Genomic DNA, 23458 nt, shown 5'->3' with positions numbered 1-23458 from the left:
GTGCTCCGGACGATCAGGCCGAATTTAGCGCGCGCGGCACGGTCGTGGTGACTTCGTGATGACAGTGGGAAGGCGCACATGGCTGCAGGGATTGATATCGAAGACGTTCGTGATCTAGGCGTCGCGAGACGATAATGCTAGCCGTAAGCCCTCGTCGAGCGAAACCTGCGGCTGCCATCCCGTCGCGATTGCCTTGGACACGTTGAGCTCAAGCGAGCCAATCAGGCTGTCGTGCGCATTCTGCTGGCCCATCACCCTAAGAAGCGGCCTGAGCAACTCTGGGGGCACACTAAACAGCCGGGGGCTCTTGCCCGCCGCCCTTGCCAGCCGCTCGATGAATTCGGGCGTCGAGACCTGCTCTCGGTCGGCTAGGAGAAAAATCTCGAGATTGCTCTCACCATCCGGTTGGGCAAGCCGGTGCACGATGAACGACGAGAGATTTTGGACTGCGAGGAAGGCGCGATGATTGCGGATCGCCGCAAAAGGCAATGGCAGTCCCAGATTAACCGCACGCGCGAGCAGCGCAAAATTGCCCTTCGCACCGGCACCATAGACCAAGGGGGGGCGGATCACCGAGATCTTCATGGAGCTCTCGTGCGCCAGCTTCCTCAACCCCGCCTCTGCCATCGCCTTGGACATGCCATAAAGGCCGCGCGGCGTGAGGATGTCGCCTTCGCTGAAGGGCGCACGACCGTCATTGCTGCGGCCATGCACGAGAACCGTGCTGACGAAGATAAAGTGTCGCACCCCGGCAGTCGCTGCACTGCGAGCCAGGTGCAGCGTGCCGTCGACGTTGACATTGCGGTAGAGCTGGACTGCATGCTCTTCGTGCTTGTGGTGCACGCGGGCGGCGAGATGCACCACGCAGTCGATGCCTTCAAGAGCCACTGACCAATCGGTGTCGGGGCCGATCGTCTCGACCACGACATCGTCTATCATGCTTTCCGCACTGAGGACCGCGCGACGGACCGACCATCTTTCGCGAATTAACGCGGGTGCCACATGGCTACCGATGAAGCCATTTGCCCCGGTAACTAGTACACGTGAACGTTCCGCCATTCTGTGTTCGTCGCTAGTAGGTATTGCGTGGCGAGTTTAGTTTGCCGCATAGCGGATCATGTTCCGCATACTACGAGCGGAGCGGGTTGTCAGTCGCAGCGCACAGGAAAACGCAAAAACTAGTGTTAAAGAGAAATTGACGCTTTGTCGACGACCAAGCTGCGTGGAGTTGGCGGCAATGAAGATGCTGTCGAAGAGGGTCTTTCGACGGAATTCTCCGCTTCGGTCTCTGGTGCATGTGCTTGTGCGCTGCCCCTAAGGAATGGCAGGGCAGCACTTGCCTTCCAATACTGCTTGTCTCATGGCACACCACCGATGAGCCTTGCTCCGCTCCATATCTGGATTGTGTAGCCATCTTCCGGATACTTCTGTCTGATCGCGGCTGATCTTCTTGTTCCCGCGGCTGGTTGAATTTTGGATCAGCTGTATGACAGTAGGTAGCTTATCGTCCGTTACCCCGCGATCGAGCGGCTGCCTCGCGACCGTCTTCAAGGTCCGAATCTCGCGCACCGAACGAAACGCATGCTAGGCGATGTTCGCTTTCACGATCGCGAGGCATCGCTGGAGTGATTCTGCAGCAGCGAACTGGATCTCGTTCTTGATCGGACCTTCGGTTGAGCGCGGACGAAGTTAGCCGGGTCCTGCATTCGGCGGCGGCTATTGATCTCCTTGAGCAAGAACAGCCGCCTCAGCTGTGCCGCGTTCATTAACGTTTCGAATAAGGTGAAGATCTCGCGGGCCTGCACGTAAACTTCGACGCTAATGGTGTGCTGATCGAAGCCATATGATGCGAGACGCGCCTCGATCTCGTCTGCCGCAATGCGATCGAGCTGCCAATCGAGCGCGTTCTGAACGATGTAGCGTTCGGCGTCGTTTTTGAAGTCGGGCACTATGCCGGGCACATCTATCCGACGAATCGTCATCTCGATTGCTTTTTGGCGATATGATTCCAGCAGCTTGTGCCGCAGAATTCGATAGCGCTGCATCTCCCAGGACAGCTCCGCAACATCAATGGTGAGTAGCCATTCAATAGCGGATTGCGGGGCGATGTCTTGGAAGATTACGGCCTGGAGGGCACGATAATGCTCGATGCTTTCTCCGGGCAGGATTGGGGGAGCAGGACACAAGGCCTGGAATTCAGCTGGAATAGCAACTGCGGCTAGCGTTGGGGCGGTGCTGAAGCGGCCGTTCATTGCCGTGTGGCCTCCAACCCGGCTTGCGGAGAAGGATCATACGTGGCCGTGTTTGGCCGTGTGGGTTCGTGAATGGGGCTCGTTGCCCATAACTGGCAGCGACAGGCAATGGCAATATCTGCATATCCACCCACCATGCCTTTTCGTTGCCATGTCGATGGAGAGCCTGATGGTGCGAGCGGCATAATGGGACGGTGTATTCGTCGCTGACCTTGCGCCCGAGTGTTCGCGGCTGGGCGAACTTGAGGTGGTGGGCATCGGACGGAGCCTGCTTGCAGACCAGGCAGGGCTGTGCCCGGATAAAAGCAAGGTGGGCCTTGCTCCGCTTGCGCGGTGGCTCTTTGGTGAAGGCGAGGCCGCCCCCTCGCTGGTCCGCCGGCCCATCGGAGCTTGAGCTTGGGATAGCGGCTTGGGAGAGGGAAAGTTCTTCCGCCGGTTCCTGTCCGGTGGCACGCTCGGGCTCGGATGGTGGCAGATCAGCTTCGGTCTCAAGCCGGGCCATCTCCTCGAACCTCACCCGATAGGCCGCCTCAAGCGCCCGGGCGTCGGCCTCAAGCAGGGTGTTCTTCAGGGGAAGGCTGGTTTTGGCCCAAGCCAGGAGGTCGTCGCTATTCCCCAAGGCTGCAGCCAGCTCCGCCAGCAGCCGCTCCAGTAGCTCAGCGGATTGCTGGGGTTTCAGGATAGCCGGTCGGTTCAAGACGGCTTTGGCGGGCTTCGCTTTCGGCCCGGGAGCCATTTGCGGCTGGGAAGCCGCGGGAGGTCCGGCGATTGCATCGGGCGCGTCGAGGTCGTCCTCACCGGCAATGCCAACCAGAGCAAAAAGCGCGTAGCGGCGGGCATAGGTCAATGAGGCTCCCATCCGATGCGGTGCCTCGACCTCCTTTGCGGGGCAGACCGGCCAATCGGAGGAGATCCATTCACCGGAGGCATGGGCCAGCAGGGTCGTGAGACGCACTTGGCCGCTGCTGGAGTCGATCCGTGTGGTCTGGACGGTTGCGATCTCCTGCTTGCTGAGGGTCTTGCGGACAAGGTCCAGGCCGGAAGCCAGGGAGGCGTAGCGGAAGGTCCGGTCGTCCTCCCGCGGGAAGGGGGACCGGATTACCGCCGTGAGGGTCTTTTCCGGGTTGGTAAGCTCGGCCTGTGCTCGGGCAAGGGCACCCGCGATGGCCCCGATCCGCTCACTGGACTGATGCATCGGACCCCTCCAAGACGAGAGCGTCAAAGCTAATCGCGCCGGACTTGGAGCGCTTGGCCTTGATCCCGTGCCCGCTTGCCTCCTTGGCATCCTCGGGCACGAGCTTCTTCAACTCAGCTTTAGAGAGCTCGTGCTCCCCGTGGGCATCCTTGGTGCGGAGGTAGGTTGCAGCGAACTCGCCCCAGGCATTGGACGAAGACATATCGACGACCTTAACGGCCTCCAGCCTTGGTCGCGGCGTTTCGATGTTGAAGAGCAGAGGCGCATCGCCGCTCTGGACGCAGCGCCAGAATTTCTTCTCGGCGGTGAGGAGCAGGTGCTGATAGAGCGGGTCGGCATGAATCTTGATCTCAACCCATTTGCCACCGCCGGTGATGATCGAGAGTACGGACGAGCGAGCGGCGACCACCCACATATTATGCTGCAGCTGTGCCATATGCTTTTCGGCGGCGGCCTCCTCCGTGAACGCCCAGGGCAGCATGAACTTGGCCTCGAACACCGCTCCCGTCTGCTCGACCATGCCATCGAGTGTTGCCGCCATCCATTTGTGCACGGGATGCCGAACCCGCTTCTGGATGTCCGATATGGTTTGTCCTGTTGAGCGCTGGTACCAGGCGCGATTGAGGACCTCTGTTATCGAGCCGAGCTGAACGATGAGATTATCCGAGAGATCTTCTGGTGCGACCTCTCCACGTTTCTCTTGCCAAAGGCGGATGAGCTTGTCCTGATCGTCACCCATGATGACACGCGCATCCGAGCCGCCGATGAAGTGGCGGCGGTCATTGGGGTTGAACCTGATGATATGATTGGCCGCATCGGCGCCGTTTGTTTGAACTGTTGTCACCGGTATCTCCTACGCAAAACAAGCGGCTTCACATGCCGCACTGCTTGAAGCCCCGCTTCCGCGAGGCGAGATACCGGCGCTACGATCGAAGGTGGCGCCCGGTCGAATCAGTAACGCTCCAATCGCGGATGAAGGCCAGTCCTATCTGCAGCAACAATCTTGCTCGTTTTAGCGGCAGGAATGGCTCTTGTTCTCACGCTCTTAGGGCAAGGACGAGACGAGGCTGGCCGGTATAAAACCGACAAAACGAAGCCAATTCACGCATGAACAGCGAAGACCTACGCAAAAGGCGCTCGCAGCGAACGATGTTGTCCGGTCGCATGAATTGTTGAAACAAAGCTGTGATTGTCGGAAGATCGGGGCGCACCCCTCCAACTTGGGCCTGTGAGATTTGAATCGTCCGGCAGTATTTTTCGATCGCGATGGCGTCCTCAATGAGGACGACGGCTATGCTTTTGATCCCGACAAGATCCGGTGGGTAGAAGGAGCCCAACAGGCCGTCAAAGCAGTCAATGACGTCGGATATCTTGCGTTTGTCGTGACCAACCAGTCAGGAATTGCGAGGGGGTTTTACGAGGAGTGGCATGTTCGGAATCTGCACGAATGGATGTCGCGTGAACTTGCCAACGTCGGTGCCCGTATCGATGCGTTCGAATTTTGCCCACATCACCCCGATGGCCTGATCGAGCGTTACCGTATCCTCTGCAGCTGCCGCAAGCCGCAGCCGGGGATGATTAGAGCCCTCGTTGAACGGTACTCGGTGGATATCGATGCTAGCTTCATGATCGGGGACAAGCAGAGCGACCTTGCTGCGGCGCAGGCGGCCGGCATCGCAGCCTATCTGTTTGATGGGTCTAACCTGCATGCCTTCATCGCACCGCTATTATCTGCCCGGTCCCAAAATCCTCCGTAACAACATCCATCGTCCGCGGAGACGCGGGAACGGAGGAGTAATGCCGTCGATCTCGCGACCGAAGATCGATCGGCTGCCCGTAGCAAGCAAGGAGGAAAGTTGGCGTCAAAGCGACAAATCGAAGCAAATCGCGCAAACGCTGCGAATAGCACGGGCCCGCAAACAATCGTTGGCAAGGCTAGATCGAGCCGCAACGCTTACCGGCATGGCTTTTCCCGTTGGGACGCCGCCGCTGGTTTTGGTTCCGGCGGGTTCGATACAGCGCTTGCGGACGCACTCAGCGGCTCCTTAATGGAAGTCGCACTTCAAGATTTTGCTCAAGCTAGGAAACGTCAGGATCTTCTCCGCGCTCTTAGGTTACGACTGATCCTGGCCGTGATTGAGGGAGCTGATCGAAGGCAAATGAGAGAGCTCTCGGGGCTAGAGCGGTACGAAAAGTTTGCCCTTTCGCGGCAGCGGCGCGGCCTCAAGCGCATGAAGCCCTGCAACGGGTGAGGGACGACAAGGTGGCGAGCTACGATCGCTGCGAGTCATTGCTTGAGCTAAATGACTTTACCCATGGTAGCACTGCGCGTGTTCGAATGATGGAGGCTACAAACTACGTCTTCCCCTCGCTGGCGTGGGCTCTACCACCGGTCTTTTTCGTGCTCCGCGCGATATGGCGTTGTAAATGGTCGATCCCCGGCCCGCTGATGAGGTCCTACGCTGGCGCAATCCGGATTGCGCATAGGTCCTTAACGGGTTGCGCAGGCCTTTCGGTAGGGCGAGCTCCCGTACAAGCGTTCCCAGTTTGCCATTCGCATCTGCATCAAAAGCTGCAATGTGCTTTGACAAACTCAACGGGCCCGGGCGTGTACTGACAAATCGCCATGCCCACTGAGTCCTTAAACGGCCGCGGAGCGGCCGGCATATCAGTAGTTCGAAAGGGAGGACAGACGTCTCCCCCGACGACGGTGTTTAGTCCCGAGGCCATCTTTTTCCGAATACCGAGTCAGGTGCAGCGGGAGGCGCTGAGGCTCTATGTCGTGAGGGCCGCCACTTTGGTCATGATTGCCAGCAAAACGTCCTCGATTGTGGGGCAAAGATAGGGCGCAAATCGAGAGCGAGGCGTCGCCGTGAGATTAATTCGCTCCTTGGCCATTTCACTTAGCGGCAAGAGGAAATAGTCCGTCACCTGTCTGTTTGTTGCAGGATCCAGCCTCAGCGCCAAAATGAACTCGGCGGGTTCAATAATCCGTCGATGTACCAGCCAGGCGGGTGCGTGTCGCGGCGCGATGTAGTAGCGAGCCATCCGAAGGGAAATGGCGAGCCTTCCGTCAACAGTCATCACGTTGGTGTCGTCGTCCCATACGGCCGCAGCGCCAAGTGCTCGAATGCGCGTGGCAAGCTTCGATGCCTGTTGCAGCAGTTCAGCATCAGATTGTCGGCGCGCGTCAAGATAATCGAAATCGCGGTCAGAGTTCACATAGCCGATTCGCCGGAAGGCTTCCCGGAGGCTGCCGAAACGGTGTGCATAAAGTGGAGGGCTAGGCACGCCGTCCGTCGCCGCCATTATCGAGACGCTCAACTTACCATTTGCTGCGAGCGTCTCTCGCAGCTTTTTCAACAATTGCTCGTCCGAAAGCCTGACATACTGCTCTTTCAGAAGCTCTTGAGCTTTGAGAAAAATGCTTCTGTCAACGATTGGCTCGTAGAGGCCAGTCGCTCTAACCCATAATTTAGGGGGGTCTTTTTCATCACCTGCTTGAGCCGGAACGACTTGCGGTTATAGACGCTGTTGCCGATGCTTCGTTGCTCAGTATATTGCGGATCATCCCCTCGGACCATGGCGTTCGCCGATGATTGGGAACTTGTTCGTTGTTGAGCAGGCGTACAATCGACGCCTGCGACCGTCGTCGGACAACATACTCACGGAAAATCTGGGCGACGATTTGCTGCTCGTGCAGGGGGCCGGGTTGGACGAGGACCCGGTCGGTCTGCAAATGTTTGCGCTGTCCGCTGCCCAGAATGATGCCTCTCGAGCAGCGGTCTTCATCAACCAGTTCGCGCTTGAGCCCGTAACTGATGGCGCCGCCCTGCCTGAAGCCAAGGCTCGCCATTCGACAGGCGCCGGCGTGAACCTTGACCGAAAGTTCTCTTGAGTACTCGGCCGCCATCACTCGCTTGAGATTCTTCACTATGGTCGCAATCACACTGCCGTCGTTATCAAATTCTTCGGCGCAATAGCAGACCTTGATCCCAGCCTGACGGCAGGTGAACTCGTAATACGCGCTCTCATCAATGTCCTGGAATCTTCCCCAGCGGCTGACGTCGTAAACCAGTACATGGTCAAAGTCCGCCCGGTCGCTGCGGACATCGTCTATCAGCTCAATCAAGCCTTCGCGGCGATGAATGCGAAGGCCACTCTTGCCCTCGTCTGCGTAGGTGCGAACGATGATCAGACTGTGCTGCGCGGCATAGACGGCGATAGCAGCCGCCTGGTTTTAGGTCGAGTATCGCTGATGGTCCGTTGACATGCGCACATACTGGGCCGCGCGCCCGGTTTTCGTCGGCGCTACATCGGCCCGACGCCGAAGGATCAGTGCGTTGGCCATGCTTCTGCCTCCGCCAGGTTGAGTGAGAGCCGATAGTATCACCAACCAGACCAGGAAGAGAGATGCTTGCCGACCCAGTTCAGCACAACCGAGCAGATGACGGATGCCAAGCCGGCCCAAAGCCAGGATCGCTGCCGTGCCGCGCTTATAGATCTCAGATACAGAAATGCGCCGAGAAGAATGCCGTAATTCCGTTTGAAGTCGCCATTGAGCTGGGCGATCTTCGACAGCTCGCTAGATGCTTGGCCTTCCTCCGCCATTCGGCTGCTCCTTCAATTTCGTAGGACCAGCGCTCTATAAGCACCTGTTTTGCCCGACGGCGCAAGCGATATTTCGGCAAATCGAAATTATCTCAAGTCGAGAGCTCACAAACTGGACTCCGCTTATGGAAATGAACATCTCAGTGGGTGTAGAAGCCGTCAGCATGATCTGGCGCGTAGAAGTGTAGCCAGGATTGGGTTTATCGCCGCGGCCTCCAAGACCTCAATCCGACGAATTGCACGGGTTACCGGCTAGCGCCCAAGCAAACGGCTCCGCCGCTCCCGGATTCCCTTGGTCTTCAGGTGCGAGATTCGCAATCGACGCCCGCCACATCCGATTAATCCCGGTGGTGATCGCCTGGCCAGCGCGGATCGCAGGCAAATAATATCCTTGCCTCTAAACGGCTGAGCGGCTTCTTTGCCCGGTAGCGTCCAAGCTGAATAAGCAGCGGTCAGACTGCCTGCCCAAGGTGGTCGTTCGATTCGAGAAAAAGATGAAACGAGTGCTCGCTATAGCGGTGATGCTACTTCTGCCGATAACCTGCCTGAACGCCGGATCAACGATTGTGGGCGCTGGCTCGCAATCTTGTACCGCCTGGCTGAATAGGAAGAAGAACTTAGTCGTAAAGGCAGCCTTTGAATCCTGGGTCGTAGGCTTCGTCAGCGGACTAAACGTGAGTGCCGAGAGGGACATTGTCGGGGGCGGCGATTTCTCCGCGATCGTTGCTTGGATGGACCGGCGCTGCAAATCTAATTCTTCAGATCAAATTGGAGTTGCAGCTCTGGAGCTAGCGATGGAATTGGCTGCTAACGCGGCGAAGCGCTGATCTGCTAGCCACGCAAGTTGACGCTGAGGCCGCTAACGTCCTTAGCTCGGCCATGAATCACGGAGACACATGTGCGGATCAAGCTACCCGAAACAGACCTCAAGTCAGTGCAAAGCCTTGGTAGCATTGAGCTCAAAGACGAAGGCGGCGGACACGTCGGCCAATACTTTTTCGGAAAGGGTCACGGCCGGACCGTCTTCCTATTCGGGAAGTACAAGGGCACTTTCAAGACCCACGCTGAGTGTCAAGCGTTCATCGATGGCGTGATCGCTGTGATTGATGACAAACGCAGCTCCCGCAGCAAGGAAACTGAAGCGTTATAGCAATAGCTTCGATAGCTTGAGTTTGGAGGCAGTCTGCGCATTCTTCTGGCGCGCCAATGGCAGCGCAGACCGGAGCAGGTGTTTTGAGCTCGGCAAAGCCTATTCGACCGGATTCAGTCGGGTGAGTATTTTGACCGACACGCAATCCTCGCGCCACCCCATTCCGGCTTAGGAGAAAGGGCCAGCCCGTATGGCTGGCCCTTTAAGTATATTACGTAAGCCGTCAGTAACGAGAAGCCGAGGCGGCACCCCAATTAAACCGGTAGTTCAGGCCGGCCTTGATGGTGTGCTCGTCATTGCGGAAGCCGACGGCGGTAACAACACCACCGGCGCTGGTGAAGAGAGCGTTCCGCGTGCCGAAGTCGTAGTACTGGTATTCGACCTTACCCGACCAGTTCTGGGCGAACAGGTATTCGAGACCACCGCCGACGGTGTAGCCGTCGCGACCACCGCCGTTGTTGGTGAAGGTGCCGCCGCCGAAACCGTTCGTAAGGCGGGAGTCAGCCCAGGCATAACCGCCTTTGACGTACAGCAGCGCCGGACCCCAGGTGTAGCCTAGGCGACCGGTGACCGAACCGAGCCCACGGTTGACGAAGGGATTGTCATTGGTGTCGAGGAAGCTGTAGTTCGCTTCAAGACCCAGCACCCAGTTCGGTGAGAACTGATGGTCGTAACCGACCTGCACGCCGCCCATGAACACACCGTCGTTGCTGTTGGTGCCGGTGAAGCCGGGGGCCAGAATGTTGTTATCGCCGCCGAATGCGCCGCCGACGTGACCGCCGATGTAAAAGCCGGTCCAGTTGTAAATCGGCGAAGGCTGCATCGCTGGGGCTTTGGTGTAAGGACGCGCGGCCATATCAGCCGCAGATGCTGTACCCGCTAGGGCGGCAAATGCGACAGTAGCGAGAAGGAACTTTTTCATTTCGAGTCTCTCAGGTTTCAAAGTGTGCCAAAGCTACTACCCCAACTCATCGAATTTGCTGTAGCGCGGCAGACACACAGCGGAATAGATGCTGAAGCAGCACCCTTTTCGCGCACGACCGCAGGCAACGGCGCTTGATTGCGGAACTTCAGCGCCAATCGCTGTCACTCCGCGCTTGCGAAATCAAGCGAGTAAGGCTTGGCCAGCTGACTGATGGAACCTTGCCGTCGCTGCGGCGCCAAAGCGGGCGTCGCGCTGCCAGGTTTGAAAGGTGACTCGAGGCTTGCGCAACGTCAGACCTCTGCATCTTAGGAACTGGCCGAGGCGCGCTGCGACTCTTTAAGGAGCCACACCGGACAATGCGAGCCTGTCGCCGCTGGCTGCACCAGTCGTGACGACACCGGTCGCCTAAGGTGAGGGGGTGATACGGGCGTTGGGGCGCGCCGTTGCGGTTCATGGGGAGCGTAAAAGAGAGCCCGGCATTGCCTCACGCTGAGTTCTGGCCCGGCGGCCGTAAAACTTGCCCAAATTGATCGGACCGCGGTGCCTGAGTTCGACCGCGCCGATCCCGCGTCATGCTATGCCGTTTACACGACCAAGACCCCCGGGCATTTTTTAAAAGCCCGGTATGGACCGCCACCCTCAGTTGACGCCGATGCGAAAACCGAAGCAGCTCTCGTGAGAAACCAGGCCCTAACAGTCAGTTGCTTTGCTCAATTACCTTTAACGGAAGGGACCTGGTTTGCCCCTGTTGATGTACGTGAGCAGGCGCCGGAGTGTGCGCCACTCGTCTTAGTGGCCGCGGCGATTGCCCTACGCACCATCATCTTGCTGACGATCGGCGAAGTCGAATATTTCGCGTACTAGGGCGTGTACTCATTAAGCAGCTGGCCGCCGACGTCCGCTCTATCTCAACAGTGGCGAAAAAGCGGCCATCTCCTGAAGTCGCCGAAGGGCCAGAACCGGAAACGCCTCGCGCCTGTGTGATAGTGGCTCGCGCAGAAATAATAATACGGCGGCTTCGTCTCACGGGACGCACGGAACAGCACGGCCGGTTCTAAGCTATTTCCGAAGTCGCAGATCATTCTGTGGCTTTAAAAAGCTTCCCCGGCTCACCCGCGGAGACGTTTTTGGATCCGCTCGACCCGCCCCTATCCCCCAATCGGGGGTTTTGGTTCCCGCCATCGCTGACAAGTACGAGATTTCGAGCCCTTTTTTGTAAGCCGGTGTTGCAAGCCGACTACAGCAACCGAGGAGCGAATGCCCTAGCTTGCAATCGGCAGGTGGGCGAACGCACCGATTCATTGAACTCATTTTCCTGGGGAGACGCGTATGAAAAGGCTTCTAGCGGCTGCGGCCGGGACACTCGCTCTGGGTCTGTCAGCTCCGGCGAGCGCAGCCGATCTGGCGGCCCGTCCGTACACCAAGGCGCCTCCGATGGCGGTTGCGATGTATGACTGGAGCGGCTTTTACATTGGCGCAAACGGCGGTTGGGGTACGAGCCGCAAGTGCTGGGATATGACCCAGTTCGGTGTATTTGCGGTTGTTCCCGCCGGTGCTGAAGGCTGCCACGATGCATCTGGCGGCACGGTCGGCGGTCAAATCGGCTACCGTTGGCAGACCGGAACTTATGTTTTCGGCCTCGAAGCACAGGGAAACTGGGCAGACTTTGACGGTTCGAACTCCAGCACCTTCATCATCGCCCGGAACCAGTCCAAGATCGACGCTTTCGGCCTCTTCACCGGACAGGTCGGCTATTCCTGGAACAATGCGCTGCTTTATGTGAAGGGCGGCGCGGCCGTCACCCGCGACAAGTACACAGGTCGAACCATTCCCGGCGACCTGGCCTTCGATTCGGCTACCGAAACCCGCTGGGGCGGAACCGTCGGCGTTGGTTTGGAGTACGGCTTCGCACCGAACTGGTCGGTCGGCGTGGAGTACAACCACATGTTCATGGGTGATCGCGATGTAACGATGTCGTCGACAGGTCTGCTCGTTCCGGCGGGGACCCTCGTCCGGGTTGATCGCATCAGCCAAGACGTCGACGTGGTCACGGCGCGCCTCAACTACCGCTTCGGTGGGCCGGCCGCCGCGAGGTATTGAGCTTCGCTTTCTCTCAGCACTCGAATACGCAGAAGCCGGCCTTGCGCCGGCTTCTTTGCGTGTTCTGTTGTTCACTGACGCCCGCTTTACCCAGGCGCAAGAGTGAAGCCCCTCAATGCACGGTTCTAGTCAGGCCTAAGCGTCCACGCTCAGGCCGGCGGATGGATCAGCCAAGTCCCGCAAGGACGCAAGGCGCTCCCGTTGTACCTAGGAGCCCGGGCTCAGAACTCAGCCGCGCACATAATGCTGGGGGCAACGGGGCTTCAACGGGATCGCTGGTGAAAACAGCGTTCAGCCTCTTCTTCCTCGACCTGCCGAAGAAGCTCCAGCTGGGTAGCCAGACTCATGTAGTTCCTCGACACGCTCATTAGGACATTGCCTAACCGCTTACTCATGCCATTGGCGTTCGCGCGACAGCTGTATTCTTCCGCAATCGCACGGCATTTGGCGGGATCAAGCATTTCTTGGACGGCCTATCGTCGTTTTCCAGTAGCACTCGGTCACCGCCACCGCGGTATCATTTGATAGGCCGCGAATACAAACGCAGCACACCTGCATGGGTCGAGAGACACCCCGGAAAGGTTTTCTGGCGGAGGTCCCAGTCGCGATTTCTCGACCTAAGCGCCCTACGAGAGAAGGCCTGAGCGAAGTCAGCAATGGATTATGAACGACAAAACTCAGTCTGAGCATAAAAGGCTGGCTTTCGGGTGCATAACTGCCAGTTGAGCCTGGGCCCCGAACCATGATTCAAGTCCTCCACTTCGTCGGGGGCTCAAATCATGCGCTACGAACTCGCCGACCATGAATGGACCGCCATCAAGCCGATCGCGCACGAGATTCTGCGCCATGCACCACGATCGCTAAAGGGAGAGCATCAAAGAGAATCTTTAGGTCAGCCTATTTCATATCGCGACGATAGTTGGAGTGAGCTTCTTGCCATTCAGCAACACGGATTCGTCGTCAAGCATGACGATCATCAGTCGTTCGCCTCCCGCCGGCTCGGAAGATTGTGATCCCAAATGCGCTGCGGAGGGCTGAACAATGATTTCAAAGACCACCGTGGCGCCTTCGAACTCAAAAGTGCCGAAAGCATGCTCTCCCAATGGGTCGGTTACTCTGGGGAAGTTGTCATATCTTGCCAGCTGTTCGACCAGTCTGCGTAATTTCGGCAAAGCCAATGCCGCAATTTTCGGACTTACCAACGTCCCACCACCGAGCAAATGCTGCCGCAGCTCATCATTAAGCTGACGGTTGATCTTTAGATCACGCGGCACGATCACCAGCACCTTCGGGCCTAGGTTCGTTGTTCTTTTCCCTGTTAGCAGGGAAGGACGAAGGAGATTCAAAAATAAGAAGGGCGTCATCGCTCGTCCGCGATCACCTTGCCATCGTTCGGCAGCGCGCCGGGCCTTACCAGTTCAACCTCGCCTCCGAGCTTCGTCACTGCGCGCAAGGTGCTTGCAATCTCCTCGCGCAACGCGTCGTTCGCGACCGCCGTCTCCGCTTTCAGCGTCATTGCATCGGCCTCGCCCTGGCGCGTGACGACGAGGCGTAATCTTCCGAGCGCGGGATGGCGGTGGCCGATCTCGGCGACCTGCTCGGGGCGGACGAACATGCCCTTGACCTTGGTGGTCTGGTCGGCGCGGCCCATCCAACCCTTGATGCGCATGTTGGTACGCCCGCAGGGGCTGGTCCCGGGCAGTGCCGCGGTGAGATCGCCGAGAGCGAGCCGGATCCAGGGATGGTGCGGGTCGAGCGAGGTCACGACGATCTCGCCGACGTCGCCGGGTGCCACGGGATCGCCGGTCCCGGGCTTGACGATCTCCATGATCAGATCCTCGTTCACGACCATGCCGTCGCGCGCAACGGTCTCGAAGGCGATGAGGCCGAGATCGGCGGTGCCGAAGGCCTGGTAGGCGTCGATGCCGCGCGCCTTGATCTCCGCCTGGAGCGAGGGCGGGAAGGCCGCGCCCGAGACCAGCGCTCGCTTGATCGAGGAGACGTCGCGTCCTGAGCTTGCGGCAGCATCGAGCAAGATCTTCAGGAAGTCCGGCGTGCCGCTGTAGCCGACGGGACGGTAGGCCTCGATCAGCTCGAATTGCTGCTCGGTATTCCCTGGACCGGCCGGGATTACGGCGCAACCGAGCGCGCGGGCCGACGCATCGAAGATGAAGCCGCCGGGGGTGAGATGATAGCTGAAGGTGTTGAGCACTATGTCGTCGGGCCGGAACCCGGCCGCGAACAGCGCCCGTGCGCCGCGCCACGGATCGGCCTGCCGCCCCTCTGGCTCGAAAATCGGCCCGGGGGAGGTGAAGAGGCGGGCGAAGGAGCCGGGCGCCGCCGCGACGAACCCTCCGAAGGGCGTGGAGGCCTTGTGCAGGGCCGGCAGTTCCGACTTGCGTAGCACCGGCAGGTCCGCCAAGGCCGCCCTGGAGGTCACGGCGGCCGGATTCACGCCTTTCAGCCGATCGGCATAGGCGGGCGCGGTCATCGCAGAGCGCAGCACGCCGGGCAGGCGGGCGAACAGATCGGCCTCGCGCGCGGCTTGCTCGCGCGTCTCGAGGGCGTCGTAATGGGCGGTCATGGCTGATCTTTCCGTGTTGGCATCCGTTGCGTGCCGCCGCCGGCATGGGTATCAGACGGCCATTGGTGAGGTTTGAAGAGGACGCGATGGCGGACGAGGGAATCAGTGCGGCGGACGAGGCGTCGGACGTCGTGCCGCGCCTGAAGCGCCGCATGATCGACGAGGCGCTGCCGTTGTGGTCGACGGTCGGCTGGGACCATGGCGCGGGTGGTTTCATCGATCGGCTGCATCGTGACGGCACGGCGGATGTGACCGCGCCGCGCCGGGTGTTCGTGCAGGCACGTCAGATCTGGTGCTACGCCAAGGCTGCGCAGATGGGCTGGTACCCTGAGGGGCGCGTCATTGCACTGAAGGGCCTCGAGCATCTGCTCGCCAAAGCAAAGGCCCCCGACGGCCGGCCCGGCTACGTGCACTGGCTGACGCCGGAGGGCGCGGTGCTGGACGGCCGGCGCGACGCCTACGACCACGCCTTCATCCTGTTTGCGCTCGCGGCCGTCTATGCGCTCGACCAGGACGCACAAATTCGCGCCGAGATCGATGCGCTGCTCGCCTTCCTCGATGGCCATCTGCGCTCGCCGCACGGCGGCGTCCACGAAGGCCTTCCGGTCTCGCTGCCGCGCCGGCAGAACCCGCATATGCATCTGTTCGAGGCGATGATCGCGTGCTTCGACGCGACCCACGATTTGTCGTTCCAGAACCGTGCCGGCGAGTTCTTCGCGCTGTTCCTCGCCAATCTCTACGACAAGCGGACGCGCGCGCTCGGCGAATATTTCGAAGAGGACTGGTCGAAGATCGCGCCGGTCAGCGTCGAGCCCGGCCACCAGGCGGAATGGGTCTGGTTGCTGAAGGGGTTCGAACGCATCACGGGCTGCCCGACCGGACAGCGGCGCGCCGAGCTGCTGGAAACCGCGCTGCGCTATCGCGACGAGGCCACCGGCTGCCTGATCGACGAGGGCGACGACGCTGGCAAGATTCGCCGCACTACGCGCCGGCTGTGGCCACAGACCGAAATCGCGAAGGCCTGGATCGCGCAGGCCGAATCCGGCGAGGCGGGTGCGGCGGACGAGGCGCGCGTGGCGCTGGCGCGGCTCGAACACCATTATCTCAGCCATCCCGTGCGGGGCGGATGGTACGACCAGTTCGAGCGCGACGGCAAATCGCTGATCGACACCATTCCTGCGTCGTCGTTCTATCATGTTCTCTGCGCAGTCACGGAAGCGGAACAGGTATTGGAAGGTTAAAGCCAGCGCTTGCGCCGCTTGAAGCTTTTGAGGTTCTTGAAGCTCTTGCGCTGGTCGCCGGCGCCGCCGAGGTAGAATTCCTTGACGTCCTCGTTGTCGCGCAATTCGTCCGCGGTGCCGTCGAGCACGACCTTGCCCTGCTCCATGATGTAGCCGTGGCTTGCTACCGACAGCGCGGCGCGGGCGTTCTGCTCGACCAGGAGAATGGTGACGCCGAGGTCACGGTTGATCTTCTGGATGATCGAGAACACCTCTTTCACCAGCAGCGGCGACAAGCCCATCGAGGGCTCGTCCATCAGGATCATCTTCGGTCGCGCCATCAGCGCGCGGCCGATCGCGAGCATCTGCTGTTCGCCGCCGGAGAGATAACCGGCAAGTCCGGTGCGCTCTTTCAGGCGCGGGAAATAGTTGAAGACCATATCGAGATCGGCGCCGACCTCGCGGTCCCTGCGAGTGAAGGCGCCGAGCTTGAGGTTTTCCAGCGAGGTCATGTCGGCGACGATGCGCCGGCCCTCCATCACCTGGAAGATGCCGCGGCGGACGATCTTGTCGGGATCGATGCCGTTGATGCGCTCGCCCTCGAACAAGATTTCGCCGCGCGTGACTTCGCCGTCCTCGGTTTTGAGTAATCCTGAGATCGCCTTCAGCGTCGTCGACTTGCCGGCGCCGTTGGCGCCGAGCAGTGCCACGATCGCACCCTTGGGCACGTCGAGGCTGAGGCCGCGCAGCACTAGGATGACGTCGTCATAGACGACCTCGATGTTGCGCACGGCAAGAAGAGGCGGTGCGGGTACGATGCCGGGGGAGGGACGAGCTGCTGCTTCGTGAATTTCGGTCATGCCTCATACTCCGCTGTCGTCGCCCGGCTTGACCGGTCGACCCAGTATTCCAGAGACCCCTGAGACTCACGGAGAGGCCCCGGCGTACTGGATCCCCCGCTCCAGTGCGCGCTGCGCACAAGGCGAGGGATGACATTTGTGTGTGAGGTGAGCGTTAAGCTCACCAGCCCAGCAATTCCGGCTTGCGCGGGAGCTCGACGGTCTTGACCTTCTCGAGCTTGATCGCGCCCTTGGCCATGAGGTCGTTAAGGTCGCCGTCGGTCGCGCCCGCAATCTTGGTGCGGTAGAGATCGACCTTCAGCGTGCCGCGGTGGTCCTTATCGGTCCAGGTCGAGGGATTGCAGACACCTTCCATACCGGCCGGCACCCAGTCCTTCTTCTGGTAGAAGCCCTTGGCGACGTTCTCGCCGGTGGCGCCGCCGTTCTTGGCGGCCCAATCGATCGCTTCCTTCATGTAGAGCGCCGAGCACACCGCCGCGATGTAGTGCACCGGCCGATAGACCTTGCCGGTCGGGTCGGACATCTTCGAGATCTCCATCACCGTCTTCATGCCGGGCGCATCGCCGCCCCAGCTCACCGCCGTGCGCAGCGGGAAGATCACGCCGTCGGCAGCATCGCCTGCGGTCTTGGCGGCGTTCTCGTCCATGCCCCAGACATTGCCCATGAACTGGATGTCGACGCCGGCGGTCTTGCAGGCCTTCATCACCGAGATGTTGGACGCGGCGGTGTTGCCGAGATAGGCGTAGTTGGCGCCTGAGGATTTCAGGCTCAGGCACTGCGCGCTGTAGTCGCCCGGCGCGAGCGCGAACACCAGCGGCGGCAGCACCTCGAATCCGAGCTCCTGCGCCATAGCTTCGCCAGCGGCCTTCGGTGCGTTCGGATAGGGGTGGTTGGCGCCCATGTGGACGAATTTCGGCTTGCCGGACTTGCCCTTGGCCTTCCAGTCTTCGGCTGCCCACATCAGCATCGCCCGCAGCGAGTCCGAATAGCTCGGACCATAGAAGAAATTATAGGGCGCGGGCTTGGCCTTGCCGCTGACACCTTCGGGATCGGTGAGGGCGGCGGCGTAGGAGCCGGAGAGGTCAGGGATTTTATCTTGTGCGAGGAAGCCGGTCAGCGCCTCGGTGTCTGCCGTGCCCCAGCCCATGATCGCCGCGACCTTGGAGTCCGGCGCGGACCACTTCTTGTAGAGCGCGATCGCGCGCGGCACCTGGTAGCCATAGTCGTTGGTGTCGACGTTGAGCTGCTTGCCGCCGACGCCGCCGTTCTTGTTGACCCAGGCGAAGGTGTCGGCGACGGCTTGGCCGTAGGGCGTGCCGACGTCGGACGTGCCGCCGGAATAATCGGCGAGATGCCCGATCGCGATCTGCGCCTGCGCGCCTGACGAGAATGCGGCGATCGCCAGCGCAAGTGACGCGGTGCTCAAAAAGGATTTTGTCTTCATTGGTTGCCTCCTCCTGTTTATTTGTTGGTTAGAGTTGCCCGCGCTCAATGCGAGAACGGGTAGAGTTTCCAATACGCCTTGATCTGCCGCCAGCGATGGGCGAGCCCGTCCGGCTCGAACATCAGGAACGCGATGATGATCACCCCGATCGCGATCTCGCGCAGGAAGGTGATGTTGTTGTTGAGCGACAGCGCCTTGTCGATCGCACCGCCCTTCAGCGCCACGCTGAGGAACTCCATCGTCTCGGGCAGCAGCACCACGAACGCGGTACCCATCAGCGTGCCCATGATCGAACCGGTGCCGCCGATGATGATCATGGCGAGAAACAGGATCGAGCGCTCGATGCCGAAACCCTCTTGCGATACCACGAGCTGGTAGTGCGCATAGAGCGCGCCGGCGATGCCGGCGAAGAACGCGGCGAGGCCGAACGACAGCGTGCGATACTTGGTGAGGTTGATGCCCATGATCTCCGCGGAGAGATAATGGTCGCGGATTGCCACCAGCGCGCGGCCGTCGCGGGTGCGCATCAGATTGGTGACGAGGACGTAGCTTGCAACCACGTAGGCGAGCACGACATAGAAATACTGCCTGTCGCCGCGCAGCGTGTAGCCGAAGATCGAGAACGGATTGGCGCTGGCCGGCACCGAGCCGCCGGTGAACCATTCGGCGCGGGAGAAGAAGTCGAGCAGGATGTATTGTGCCGCGAGTGTCGCGATCACAAGATAAAGCCCCTTCAGCCGCGCCGCCGGGATGCCGAAGATCAGCCCGACCAGCGCAGTGACGACGCCCGCGAGGGGGATCGCGAAGAACACCGGGATCGATGTGCTGTTGGAGATGTAGGCCGACGTGAAGGCGCCGAGTAGGAAGAAAGCGGCATGGCCGATCGAGATCTGGCCGGTGAAGCCGACCAGGATGTTCAGCCCCAGCGCAGCGATCGAGAAGATGCCGATCTGGATCAGGATGCTGAGCCAATAGCCGCCAAGGAATTGCGGCACGAGACACAGCGCCAGCACGCCGGCGATCGCAAAATTGCGGCTGGTCGTGGTCGGGAAGATCGTGGTGTCGGCCGCGTAAGAGGTGCGGAAATCACCAGCAGGGATGAGGGCGGGGCCGGCCATGGATCAGATCCGTTCGATGTCGTGGGTGCCGAACAGGCCGTAGGGCTTGATCATCAGCACGATGATGAGGACGTAGAACGGCGCGATCTCGTAGAGATTGCCCCAGTGAAGGTATTCGCTGTCGACATATTGCGCGATGTTCTCGAGTAATCCGATGATGATGCCGCCGAGCACGGCACCGCCGACGGAATCGAGCCCGCCGAGGATCGCAGCCGGAAACACTTTGATCCCATAGGCGGCAAGGCCCGAGGATACGCCGTTCACGACCGCGACCACGACGCCTGCAACCGCCGACACCGTTGCGGAAATCGCCCAGGCCATCGCGAACACGCTTTTCACGGAAATGCCGAGCGATTGCGCGACCTGCTGGTTGAACGCGGTGGCGCGCATCGCAAGGCCGTACTTTGAGGCGCGGAAGAACCACGCCATGCCGATCATCATCGCGATCGAGACGACGAGGCTCATGACATAGACGGTCTGGATCTGGAGCCCAAGCAGGCTGACGGACTGGCTCTCGAACACGCGCGGGAATGGCTGCGGATTGACGCCAAACATCCATTTCAGCGTCGCCTGCAGCACGGTGGACAGGCCGATCGTCACCATGATGACCGAGATGATGGGTTCGCCGATCATCGGTCGCAGGATCAGGACCTGCACCGCGATGCCGAACACGAACATGAACACCAGCGTCAGCGGCATGCCGATCCAGAACGGCACCTGGTATTTCGCGAGCAGCGTCCAACAGACCCAGGCGCCGACCAGCAAGAGCTCGCCCTGCGCGAAATTGACGACCTGCGTGGCTTTGTAGATCAGCACGAACGACATCGCGACCACGCCGTAGAGCGTGCCGACCACGAGGCCGTTGACCAGGAGCTGAATGAGGAAGGCGGTGTTCATGAAGTGGTGCTCGCTGACAAATCCGGCGCGCTCTTCCCCTCTCCCCTTGTGGGAGAGGGTGGCTTCGCGAAGCGAAGACGGGTGAGGGGTTGTCTCCGCAATGAACGCGCGGAGAGAGGACCCCTCACCGAAGTGAGGGTGGAGCGGGGTGCGGAGATGCCCTCTCCCACAAGGGGAGAGGGCGCAGCAATACGCATTGCACCTGTGATTGCCACGAAGTTCACTCCGCGGCCTCCGCCAAATGCCCCGGTCCGCCGAGATCCACCACTCGCAGCGTTGTCCGCACCCTTTGCGTGGTGCCGTCCTGGAACCGGATCATGGTGTCGACAGGGATGTCGGCTTCGCCGCGGTAGATCGCGTCGATGATGCCTGCGTACTTCTCGTTGATGACGCTGCGGCGCACTTTCCGCGTGCGGGTGAGCTCGCCATCGTCGGCGTCGAGCTCCTTGTAGAGCAGGAGGAAACGGGAGATGCGCTGTGCCGGTGGCAGTGTGGCGTTGACGGTCTCGACCTCCTTGCGGAGCAGAGCGTAGATCTCGGGCCGCGAGGCGAGATCGCTGTAGGTCGTGAACGAGAGCCGGTTCTTCTCCGCCCATTTCGAGATGATGGAGTAGCGGATGCAGATCATCGCCGCGAGCGCGTCGCGCCCCGAGCCCAGCACCACGGCTTCGGCGATATAGGGTGAGAACTTCAACTTGTTCTCGATGAATTGCGGCGAGAAGCGCTCGCCGCGCGAGGTCTCGGCGAGGTCCTTGATGCGATCGATCACCACGAGCTGCTTGTCGTCGTTGAAATAGCCGGCGTCGCCGGACAGCATCCAGCCATCCCTGAGGTCAGCGACGCTCGCCTCCGGGTTCTTGTAGTAGCCGAGGAACATGTTGGGATGCCGCACCACGATTTCGCCGACGCCGTGAACATCGGCATTGTCGATGCGGATTTCGACGCTATCGGCCATCGGCACGCCGGTGGTGTCGGGATCGACTTTGCCCGCGGGATGCAGCGTGTAGGCCCCCAGCAGCTCGGTCTGGCCGTAGAGCGTGCGTAGCGGCACGCCCATGGCCTGAAAGAACTTGAAGGTCTCCGGCCCGAGTGCCGCGCCGCCCGTTGCAGCTGAACGCAGACGGGTGAAGCCGAGGCGGTCGCGCAATGCACGGAACAGGATCGCGTCGGCAAAGCCGGAACGCTCGCCCTGTTCGAGCGCGGCAAGCCCGCACTTCATGCCGATGTCGAACAGGCGCTGCTTGAACGGCGTTGCGTCCATCACCCTGGCGCGAACGTCAGCGGCAATCGATTCCCAAACGCGCGGCGCAAACAGGACAAAGGTCGGCGCGATCTCGCGCAGATCGTTCATCATGGTCTCGGGCTCTTCGACGAAGTTGATCTTCATCCGGCACAAGAGGCCTTTGCCGAGTACATAGACCTGTTCCATGATCCAGGGCAGCGGTAGCACCGACACGTATTCGTCGTCCGGCCCTTTCGGGTCGAAAGCCAGATACGTCGCGCAGTGTCCCAGCACGCGGCCGGCGGCGAGCATCGCGAGCTTTGGATGCGAGGTGGTGCCTGACGTCGTGCAGAGGATTGCGACGTCCTCGCCCTTGGTCGCGTCCACCAGCCGGTCGTAAAATTCCGGCTCGCGCGTAGCCCGCACCCGGCCGAGTTCGGCAAACGTCTCCGCCGACATCAAGCGCGGATCATCGTATTTCCGCATGCCGCGCGGATCGGAATAGATGATGTGCTTCAGCTTTGGGACGCGGTCGGCCAGCGTAAGCAGCTTGTCGACCTGCTCCTCGTCCTCGGCGAAAACGAGCTGCGCTTCGCCATAATTGAGGAGATAAGAGGCTTCCTCGTCGAGCACGTCGCGATAGAGCCCGAGGCTCAAGCCTCCGATCGCGTGGGTTGCTATTTCCGCCGCGACCCAGTCCGGCCGGTTGTCGCCGATGATGCCGATGACGTCTTCGCGCCCAAGGCCCAGTTCGATCAGGCCGAGCGCGAAATCGCGCACCCGCGTCTGGTAGGCGTTCCAGGTGAACGGGCGCCACAGCCCGAGATCCTTCTCGCGCAGCGCGATCTCGTTGCCGTACTCCTTCGCATTGAGCCGGAGCATCTTCGGATAGGTGTCGGCCTGCGCGACGCGGCCTGCGTAATCCATCATGCCGCGCTCTCCTGCGCCGGCGGAGCATCGTCAGGGTCGACCAGCACCTCGTCCTCTTCGCCGAGATAGGCGCGCCTGACGTGGGGATCAGCGAGCACGGCGGCCGGATCGCCCTCGGCGATCTTGCGGCCGAAATCCAGCACCATGACGCGGTGGGAGATGTCCATTACCACGCCCATGTCGTGCTCGATCATCACCACGGTCATGCCGAACTCCTCGTTGAGATCGACGATGTAGCGGGCCATGTCCTCCTTCTCCTCGAAGTTCATGCCGGCCATCGGCTCGTCGAGGAGAATGAGGCGCGGCTCCAGCGCCATGGCGCGGGCGAGCTCGACGCGCTTGCGCAAGCCGTAGGAGAGGGTGCCGGCCGGCGCCTTCCGCACCGACTGGAGGTCGAGGAAATCGATGATTTCTTCGACCTTGCGGCGGTGCTCGAGCTCTTCCTTGCGGGCGCCGGTGAGCCAGTACAGCGAGCCCGTGAGAAAATTGTTCTTCAGGAGGTGATGGCGGCCGACCATGACGTTGTCGAGCACGCTCATGTGGTGGAACAGCGCCAGGTTCTGGAAGGTGCGGCCGATGCCGAGCGAAGCGCGCGCGTTGGGCGTCAGGCCGGTGATGTCGCGGCCCTGGTAGAACAGCTGGCCTTCGGTCGGCTTGTAGCGGCCGGAAATACAGTTCACGATCGAGGTCTTGCCGGCACCGTTGGGGCCAATGATCGAGAACAGCTCGCCTTCCCTGATGGCGAAGCCGACATCGCTCAGCGCACGAACGCCGCCGAATCGCAAGGACACGCCGCGCACTTCAAGACTGGTAGCCACCAAACAGATCCCTCCCGGTGATGGCGCATTCAGTGGCGCTCTTCGTCCGTTCTGTCGGGCGATCCTAGTACGGCCGTGCCGGTGAGGCCATGCAGCAGATGGTCTCGACCGGAGCCGCGCCACTCTCGTTCC

21 protein-coding genes and 2 pseudogenes are annotated in these 23458 nt (G+C 60.6%); 6 read left to right on the top strand and 17 right to left on the bottom strand.

Features of this window, described 5'->3' with window-relative positions; genetic code table 11:
• Nucleotides 1–114 precede the first annotated feature (114 nt).
• The 4 genes and pseudogenes from AC0L20_RS28005 to AC0L20_RS27990 form a co-directional block, all read right to left on the bottom strand.
• On the bottom strand, nt 115–1059 hold the full coding sequence (locus tag AC0L20_RS28005; protein ID WP_473293928.1) for an NAD-dependent epimerase/dehydratase family protein: 945 nt from the start codon (nt 1057–1059) through the stop codon (nt 115–117).
• A gap of 542 nt (nt 1060–1601) precedes the next feature.
• The gene (locus tag AC0L20_RS28000; protein WP_473293927.1) at nt 1602–2252 is read right to left on the bottom strand and encodes a hypothetical protein; all 651 of its coding nucleotides are present in this window, start codon (nt 2250–2252) and stop codon (nt 1602–1604) included.
• Nucleotides 2249–3447, bottom strand: a pseudogene (locus tag AC0L20_RS27995) (ERF family protein). Before AC0L20_RS27995 ends, AC0L20_RS28000 begins: the two are co-directional and overlap by 4 nt.
• Complete coding sequence (locus AC0L20_RS27990) at nt 3431–4291, bottom strand: YqaJ viral recombinase family protein (RefSeq protein ID WP_473293926.1); 861 nt, start codon at nt 4289–4291, stop codon at nt 3431–3433. The pseudogene AC0L20_RS27995 and the gene AC0L20_RS27990 overlap by 17 nt, the downstream one beginning before the upstream one ends.
• 391 nt (nt 4292–4682) lie before the next feature.
• Between AC0L20_RS27990 and AC0L20_RS27985 the strand changes: the two genes are divergently transcribed.
• Nucleotides 4683–5204 carry a D-glycero-alpha-D-manno-heptose-1,7-bisphosphate 7-phosphatase gene (locus AC0L20_RS27985; protein WP_473293925.1) on the top strand — a complete coding sequence of 174 codons (522 nt, stop codon included), beginning with the start codon at nt 4683–4685 and terminating at the stop codon, nt 5202–5204.
• 1018 nt (nt 5205–6222) lie between these two features.
• Here the strand turns inward: AC0L20_RS27985 and AC0L20_RS27980 are convergent.
• From AC0L20_RS27980 to AC0L20_RS27965, 4 genes and pseudogenes are all read right to left on the bottom strand, one after another.
• The gene (locus AC0L20_RS27980) at nt 6223–6813 is read right to left on the bottom strand and encodes a hypothetical protein (protein WP_473293924.1); all 591 of its coding nucleotides are present in this window, start codon (nt 6811–6813) and stop codon (nt 6223–6225) included.
• A gap of 127 nt (nt 6814–6940) precedes the next feature.
• Nucleotides 6941–7303 carry a recombinase family protein gene (locus AC0L20_RS27975; RefSeq protein WP_473293979.1) on the bottom strand — a complete coding sequence of 121 codons (363 nt, stop codon included), beginning with the start codon at nt 7301–7303 and terminating at the stop codon, nt 6941–6943.
• An 18-nt stretch (nt 7304–7321) separates the two neighbouring features.
• Nucleotides 7322–7675 (bottom strand): annotated as a pseudogene (locus AC0L20_RS27970) (recombinase family protein); the annotation flags it as partial.
• A 161-nt stretch (nt 7676–7836) separates the two neighbouring features.
• The gene (locus tag AC0L20_RS27965) at nt 7837–8058 is read right to left on the bottom strand and encodes a hypothetical protein (RefSeq protein ID WP_473293923.1); all 222 of its coding nucleotides are present in this window, start codon (nt 8056–8058) and stop codon (nt 7837–7839) included.
• Nucleotides 8059–8552: 494 nt separating this feature from the next.
• Here AC0L20_RS27965 and AC0L20_RS27960 point away from each other — a divergent pair, with 494 nt between their 5' ends.
• Together AC0L20_RS27960 and AC0L20_RS27955 are read left to right on the top strand one after the other, a co-directional pair.
• Nucleotides 8553–8885, top strand: coding sequence for a hypothetical protein (locus AC0L20_RS27960; protein ID WP_473293922.1), 333 nt, complete (start codon nt 8553–8555; stop codon nt 8883–8885).
• 71 nt (nt 8886–8956) lie between these two features.
• On the top strand, nt 8957–9208 hold the full coding sequence (locus AC0L20_RS27955) for a hypothetical protein (protein ID WP_473293920.1): 252 nt from the start codon (nt 8957–8959) through the stop codon (nt 9206–9208).
• Between the two features lie 223 nt (nt 9209–9431).
• On the opposite strand, the gene AC0L20_RS27950 is transcribed toward AC0L20_RS27955, so the two are convergent.
• Nucleotides 9432–10130, bottom strand: coding sequence for an outer membrane protein (locus AC0L20_RS27950; protein WP_473293919.1), 699 nt, complete (start codon nt 10128–10130; stop codon nt 9432–9434).
• A gap of 543 nt (nt 10131–10673) precedes the next feature.
• Here AC0L20_RS27950 and AC0L20_RS27945 point away from each other — a divergent pair.
• Both AC0L20_RS27945 and AC0L20_RS27940 read left to right on the top strand, forming a co-directional pair.
• On the top strand, nt 10674–10997 hold the full coding sequence (locus AC0L20_RS27945; RefSeq protein WP_473293918.1) for a hypothetical protein: 324 nt from the start codon (nt 10674–10676) through the stop codon (nt 10995–10997).
• Between the two features lie 465 nt (nt 10998–11462).
• A complete protein-coding gene (locus AC0L20_RS27940) occupies nt 11463–12233 on the top strand; it encodes an outer membrane protein (protein ID WP_473293917.1) in 771 nt (256 codons plus the stop codon).
• 902 nt (nt 12234–13135) lie between these two features.
• Here the strand turns inward: AC0L20_RS27940 and AC0L20_RS27935 are convergent.
• Both AC0L20_RS27935 and AC0L20_RS27930 read right to left on the bottom strand, forming a co-directional pair.
• Nucleotides 13136–13597, bottom strand: coding sequence for a DUF3768 domain-containing protein (locus AC0L20_RS27935; protein ID WP_473293916.1), 462 nt, complete (start codon nt 13595–13597; stop codon nt 13136–13138).
• Complete coding sequence (locus tag AC0L20_RS27930; RefSeq protein WP_473293915.1) at nt 13594–14817, bottom strand: phenylacetate--CoA ligase family protein; 1224 nt, start codon at nt 14815–14817, stop codon at nt 13594–13596. Before AC0L20_RS27930 ends, AC0L20_RS27935 begins: the two co-directional genes overlap by 4 nt.
• An 86-nt stretch (nt 14818–14903) precedes the next feature.
• Here AC0L20_RS27930 and AC0L20_RS27925 point away from each other — a divergent pair, with 86 nt between their 5' ends.
• Complete coding sequence (locus AC0L20_RS27925; RefSeq protein ID WP_473293914.1) at nt 14904–16058, top strand: AGE family epimerase/isomerase; 1155 nt, start codon at nt 14904–14906, stop codon at nt 16056–16058.
• On the opposite strand, the gene AC0L20_RS27920 is transcribed toward AC0L20_RS27925, so the two are convergent.
• From AC0L20_RS27920 to AC0L20_RS27895, 6 genes are all read right to left on the bottom strand, one after another.
• Nucleotides 16055–16897 carry an ABC transporter ATP-binding protein gene (locus tag AC0L20_RS27920; protein ID WP_354129500.1) on the bottom strand — a complete coding sequence of 281 codons (843 nt, stop codon included), beginning with the start codon at nt 16895–16897 and terminating at the stop codon, nt 16055–16057. The genes AC0L20_RS27925 and AC0L20_RS27920 overlap by 4 nt on opposite strands.
• Before the next feature lie 160 nt (nt 16898–17057).
• On the bottom strand, nt 17058–18341 hold the full coding sequence (locus AC0L20_RS27915) for an ABC transporter substrate-binding protein (RefSeq protein ID WP_007601959.1): 1284 nt from the start codon (nt 18339–18341) through the stop codon (nt 17058–17060).
• Between the two features lie 44 nt (nt 18342–18385).
• Nucleotides 18386–19459 carry a branched-chain amino acid ABC transporter permease gene (locus AC0L20_RS27910; RefSeq protein WP_473293913.1) on the bottom strand — a complete coding sequence of 358 codons (1074 nt, stop codon included), beginning with the start codon at nt 19457–19459 and terminating at the stop codon, nt 18386–18388.
• A gap of 3 nt (nt 19460–19462) precedes the next feature.
• Entirely contained in the window at nt 19463–20356 is an 894-nt protein-coding gene (locus AC0L20_RS27905; protein ID WP_473293912.1) for a branched-chain amino acid ABC transporter permease, read from the bottom strand.
• Between the two features lie 220 nt (nt 20357–20576).
• Nucleotides 20577–22508, bottom strand: a complete 1932-nt coding sequence (locus AC0L20_RS27900; protein ID WP_473293911.1) for an AMP-binding protein — start codon at nt 22506–22508, stop codon at nt 20577–20579.
• Nucleotides 22505–23326 (bottom strand): ABC transporter ATP-binding protein, encoded by an 822-nt coding sequence (locus AC0L20_RS27895; protein WP_473283885.1) that lies wholly within the window; start codon nt 23324–23326, stop codon nt 22505–22507. The genes AC0L20_RS27900 and AC0L20_RS27895 overlap by 4 nt, the downstream gene beginning before the upstream one ends.
• Between the last annotated feature and the right edge of the window lie 132 nt (nt 23327–23458).

Source organism: Bradyrhizobium sp. Kon58 (genome assembly GCF_055807455.1).
Note: the sequence above shows the minus strand (reverse complement) of the source record. Positions and strands in the feature narration are given on the sequence as shown.

Bases quoted from the DNA above. Each gene is read 5' to 3' on its own strand.
- AC0L20_RS27935 (WP_473293916.1), bottom strand. From the start codon at position 13,597: ATGACGCCCTTCTTATTTTTGAATCTCCTTCGTCCTTCCCTGCTAACA.
- AC0L20_RS27900 (WP_473293911.1), bottom strand. From the start codon at position 22,508: ATGATGGATTACGCAGGCCGCGTCGCGCAGGCCGACACCTATCCGAAG.
- AC0L20_RS28005 (WP_473293928.1), bottom strand. From the start codon at position 1,059: ATGGCGGAACGTTCACGTGTACTAGTTACCGGGGCAAATGGCTTCATC.
- AC0L20_RS27975 (WP_473293979.1), bottom strand. From the start codon at position 7,303: ATGGCGAGCCTTGGCTTCAGGCAGGGCGGCGCCATCAGTTACGGGCTC.
- AC0L20_RS27930 (WP_473293915.1), bottom strand. From the start codon at position 14,817: ATGACCGCCCATTACGACGCCCTCGAGACGCGCGAGCAAGCCGCGCGC.
- AC0L20_RS27915 (WP_007601959.1), bottom strand. From the start codon at position 18,341: ATGAAGACAAAATCCTTTTTGAGCACCGCGTCACTTGCGCTGGCGATC.
- AC0L20_RS27920 (WP_354129500.1), bottom strand. From the start codon at position 16,897: ATGACCGAAATTCACGAAGCAGCAGCTCGTCCCTCCCCCGGCATCGTA.
- AC0L20_RS27950 (WP_473293919.1), bottom strand. From the start codon at position 10,130: ATGAAAAAGTTCCTTCTCGCTACTGTCGCATTTGCCGCCCTAGCGGGT.
- AC0L20_RS27910 (WP_473293913.1), bottom strand. From the start codon at position 19,459: ATGGCCGGCCCCGCCCTCATCCCTGCTGGTGATTTCCGCACCTCTTAC.
- AC0L20_RS27965 (WP_473293923.1), bottom strand. From the start codon at position 8,058: ATGGCGGAGGAAGGCCAAGCATCTAGCGAGCTGTCGAAGATCGCCCAG.
- AC0L20_RS28000 (WP_473293927.1), bottom strand. From the start codon at position 2,252: ATGAACGGCCGCTTCAGCACCGCCCCAACGCTAGCCGCAGTTGCTATT.
- AC0L20_RS27940 (WP_473293917.1), top strand. From the start codon at position 11,463: ATGAAAAGGCTTCTAGCGGCTGCGGCCGGGACACTCGCTCTGGGTCTG.
- AC0L20_RS27905 (WP_473293912.1), bottom strand. From the start codon at position 20,356: ATGAACACCGCCTTCCTCATTCAGCTCCTGGTCAACGGCCTCGTGGTC.
- AC0L20_RS27960 (WP_473293922.1), top strand. From the start codon at position 8,553: ATGAAACGAGTGCTCGCTATAGCGGTGATGCTACTTCTGCCGATAACC.
- AC0L20_RS27925 (WP_473293914.1), top strand. From the start codon at position 14,904: ATGGCGGACGAGGGAATCAGTGCGGCGGACGAGGCGTCGGACGTCGTG.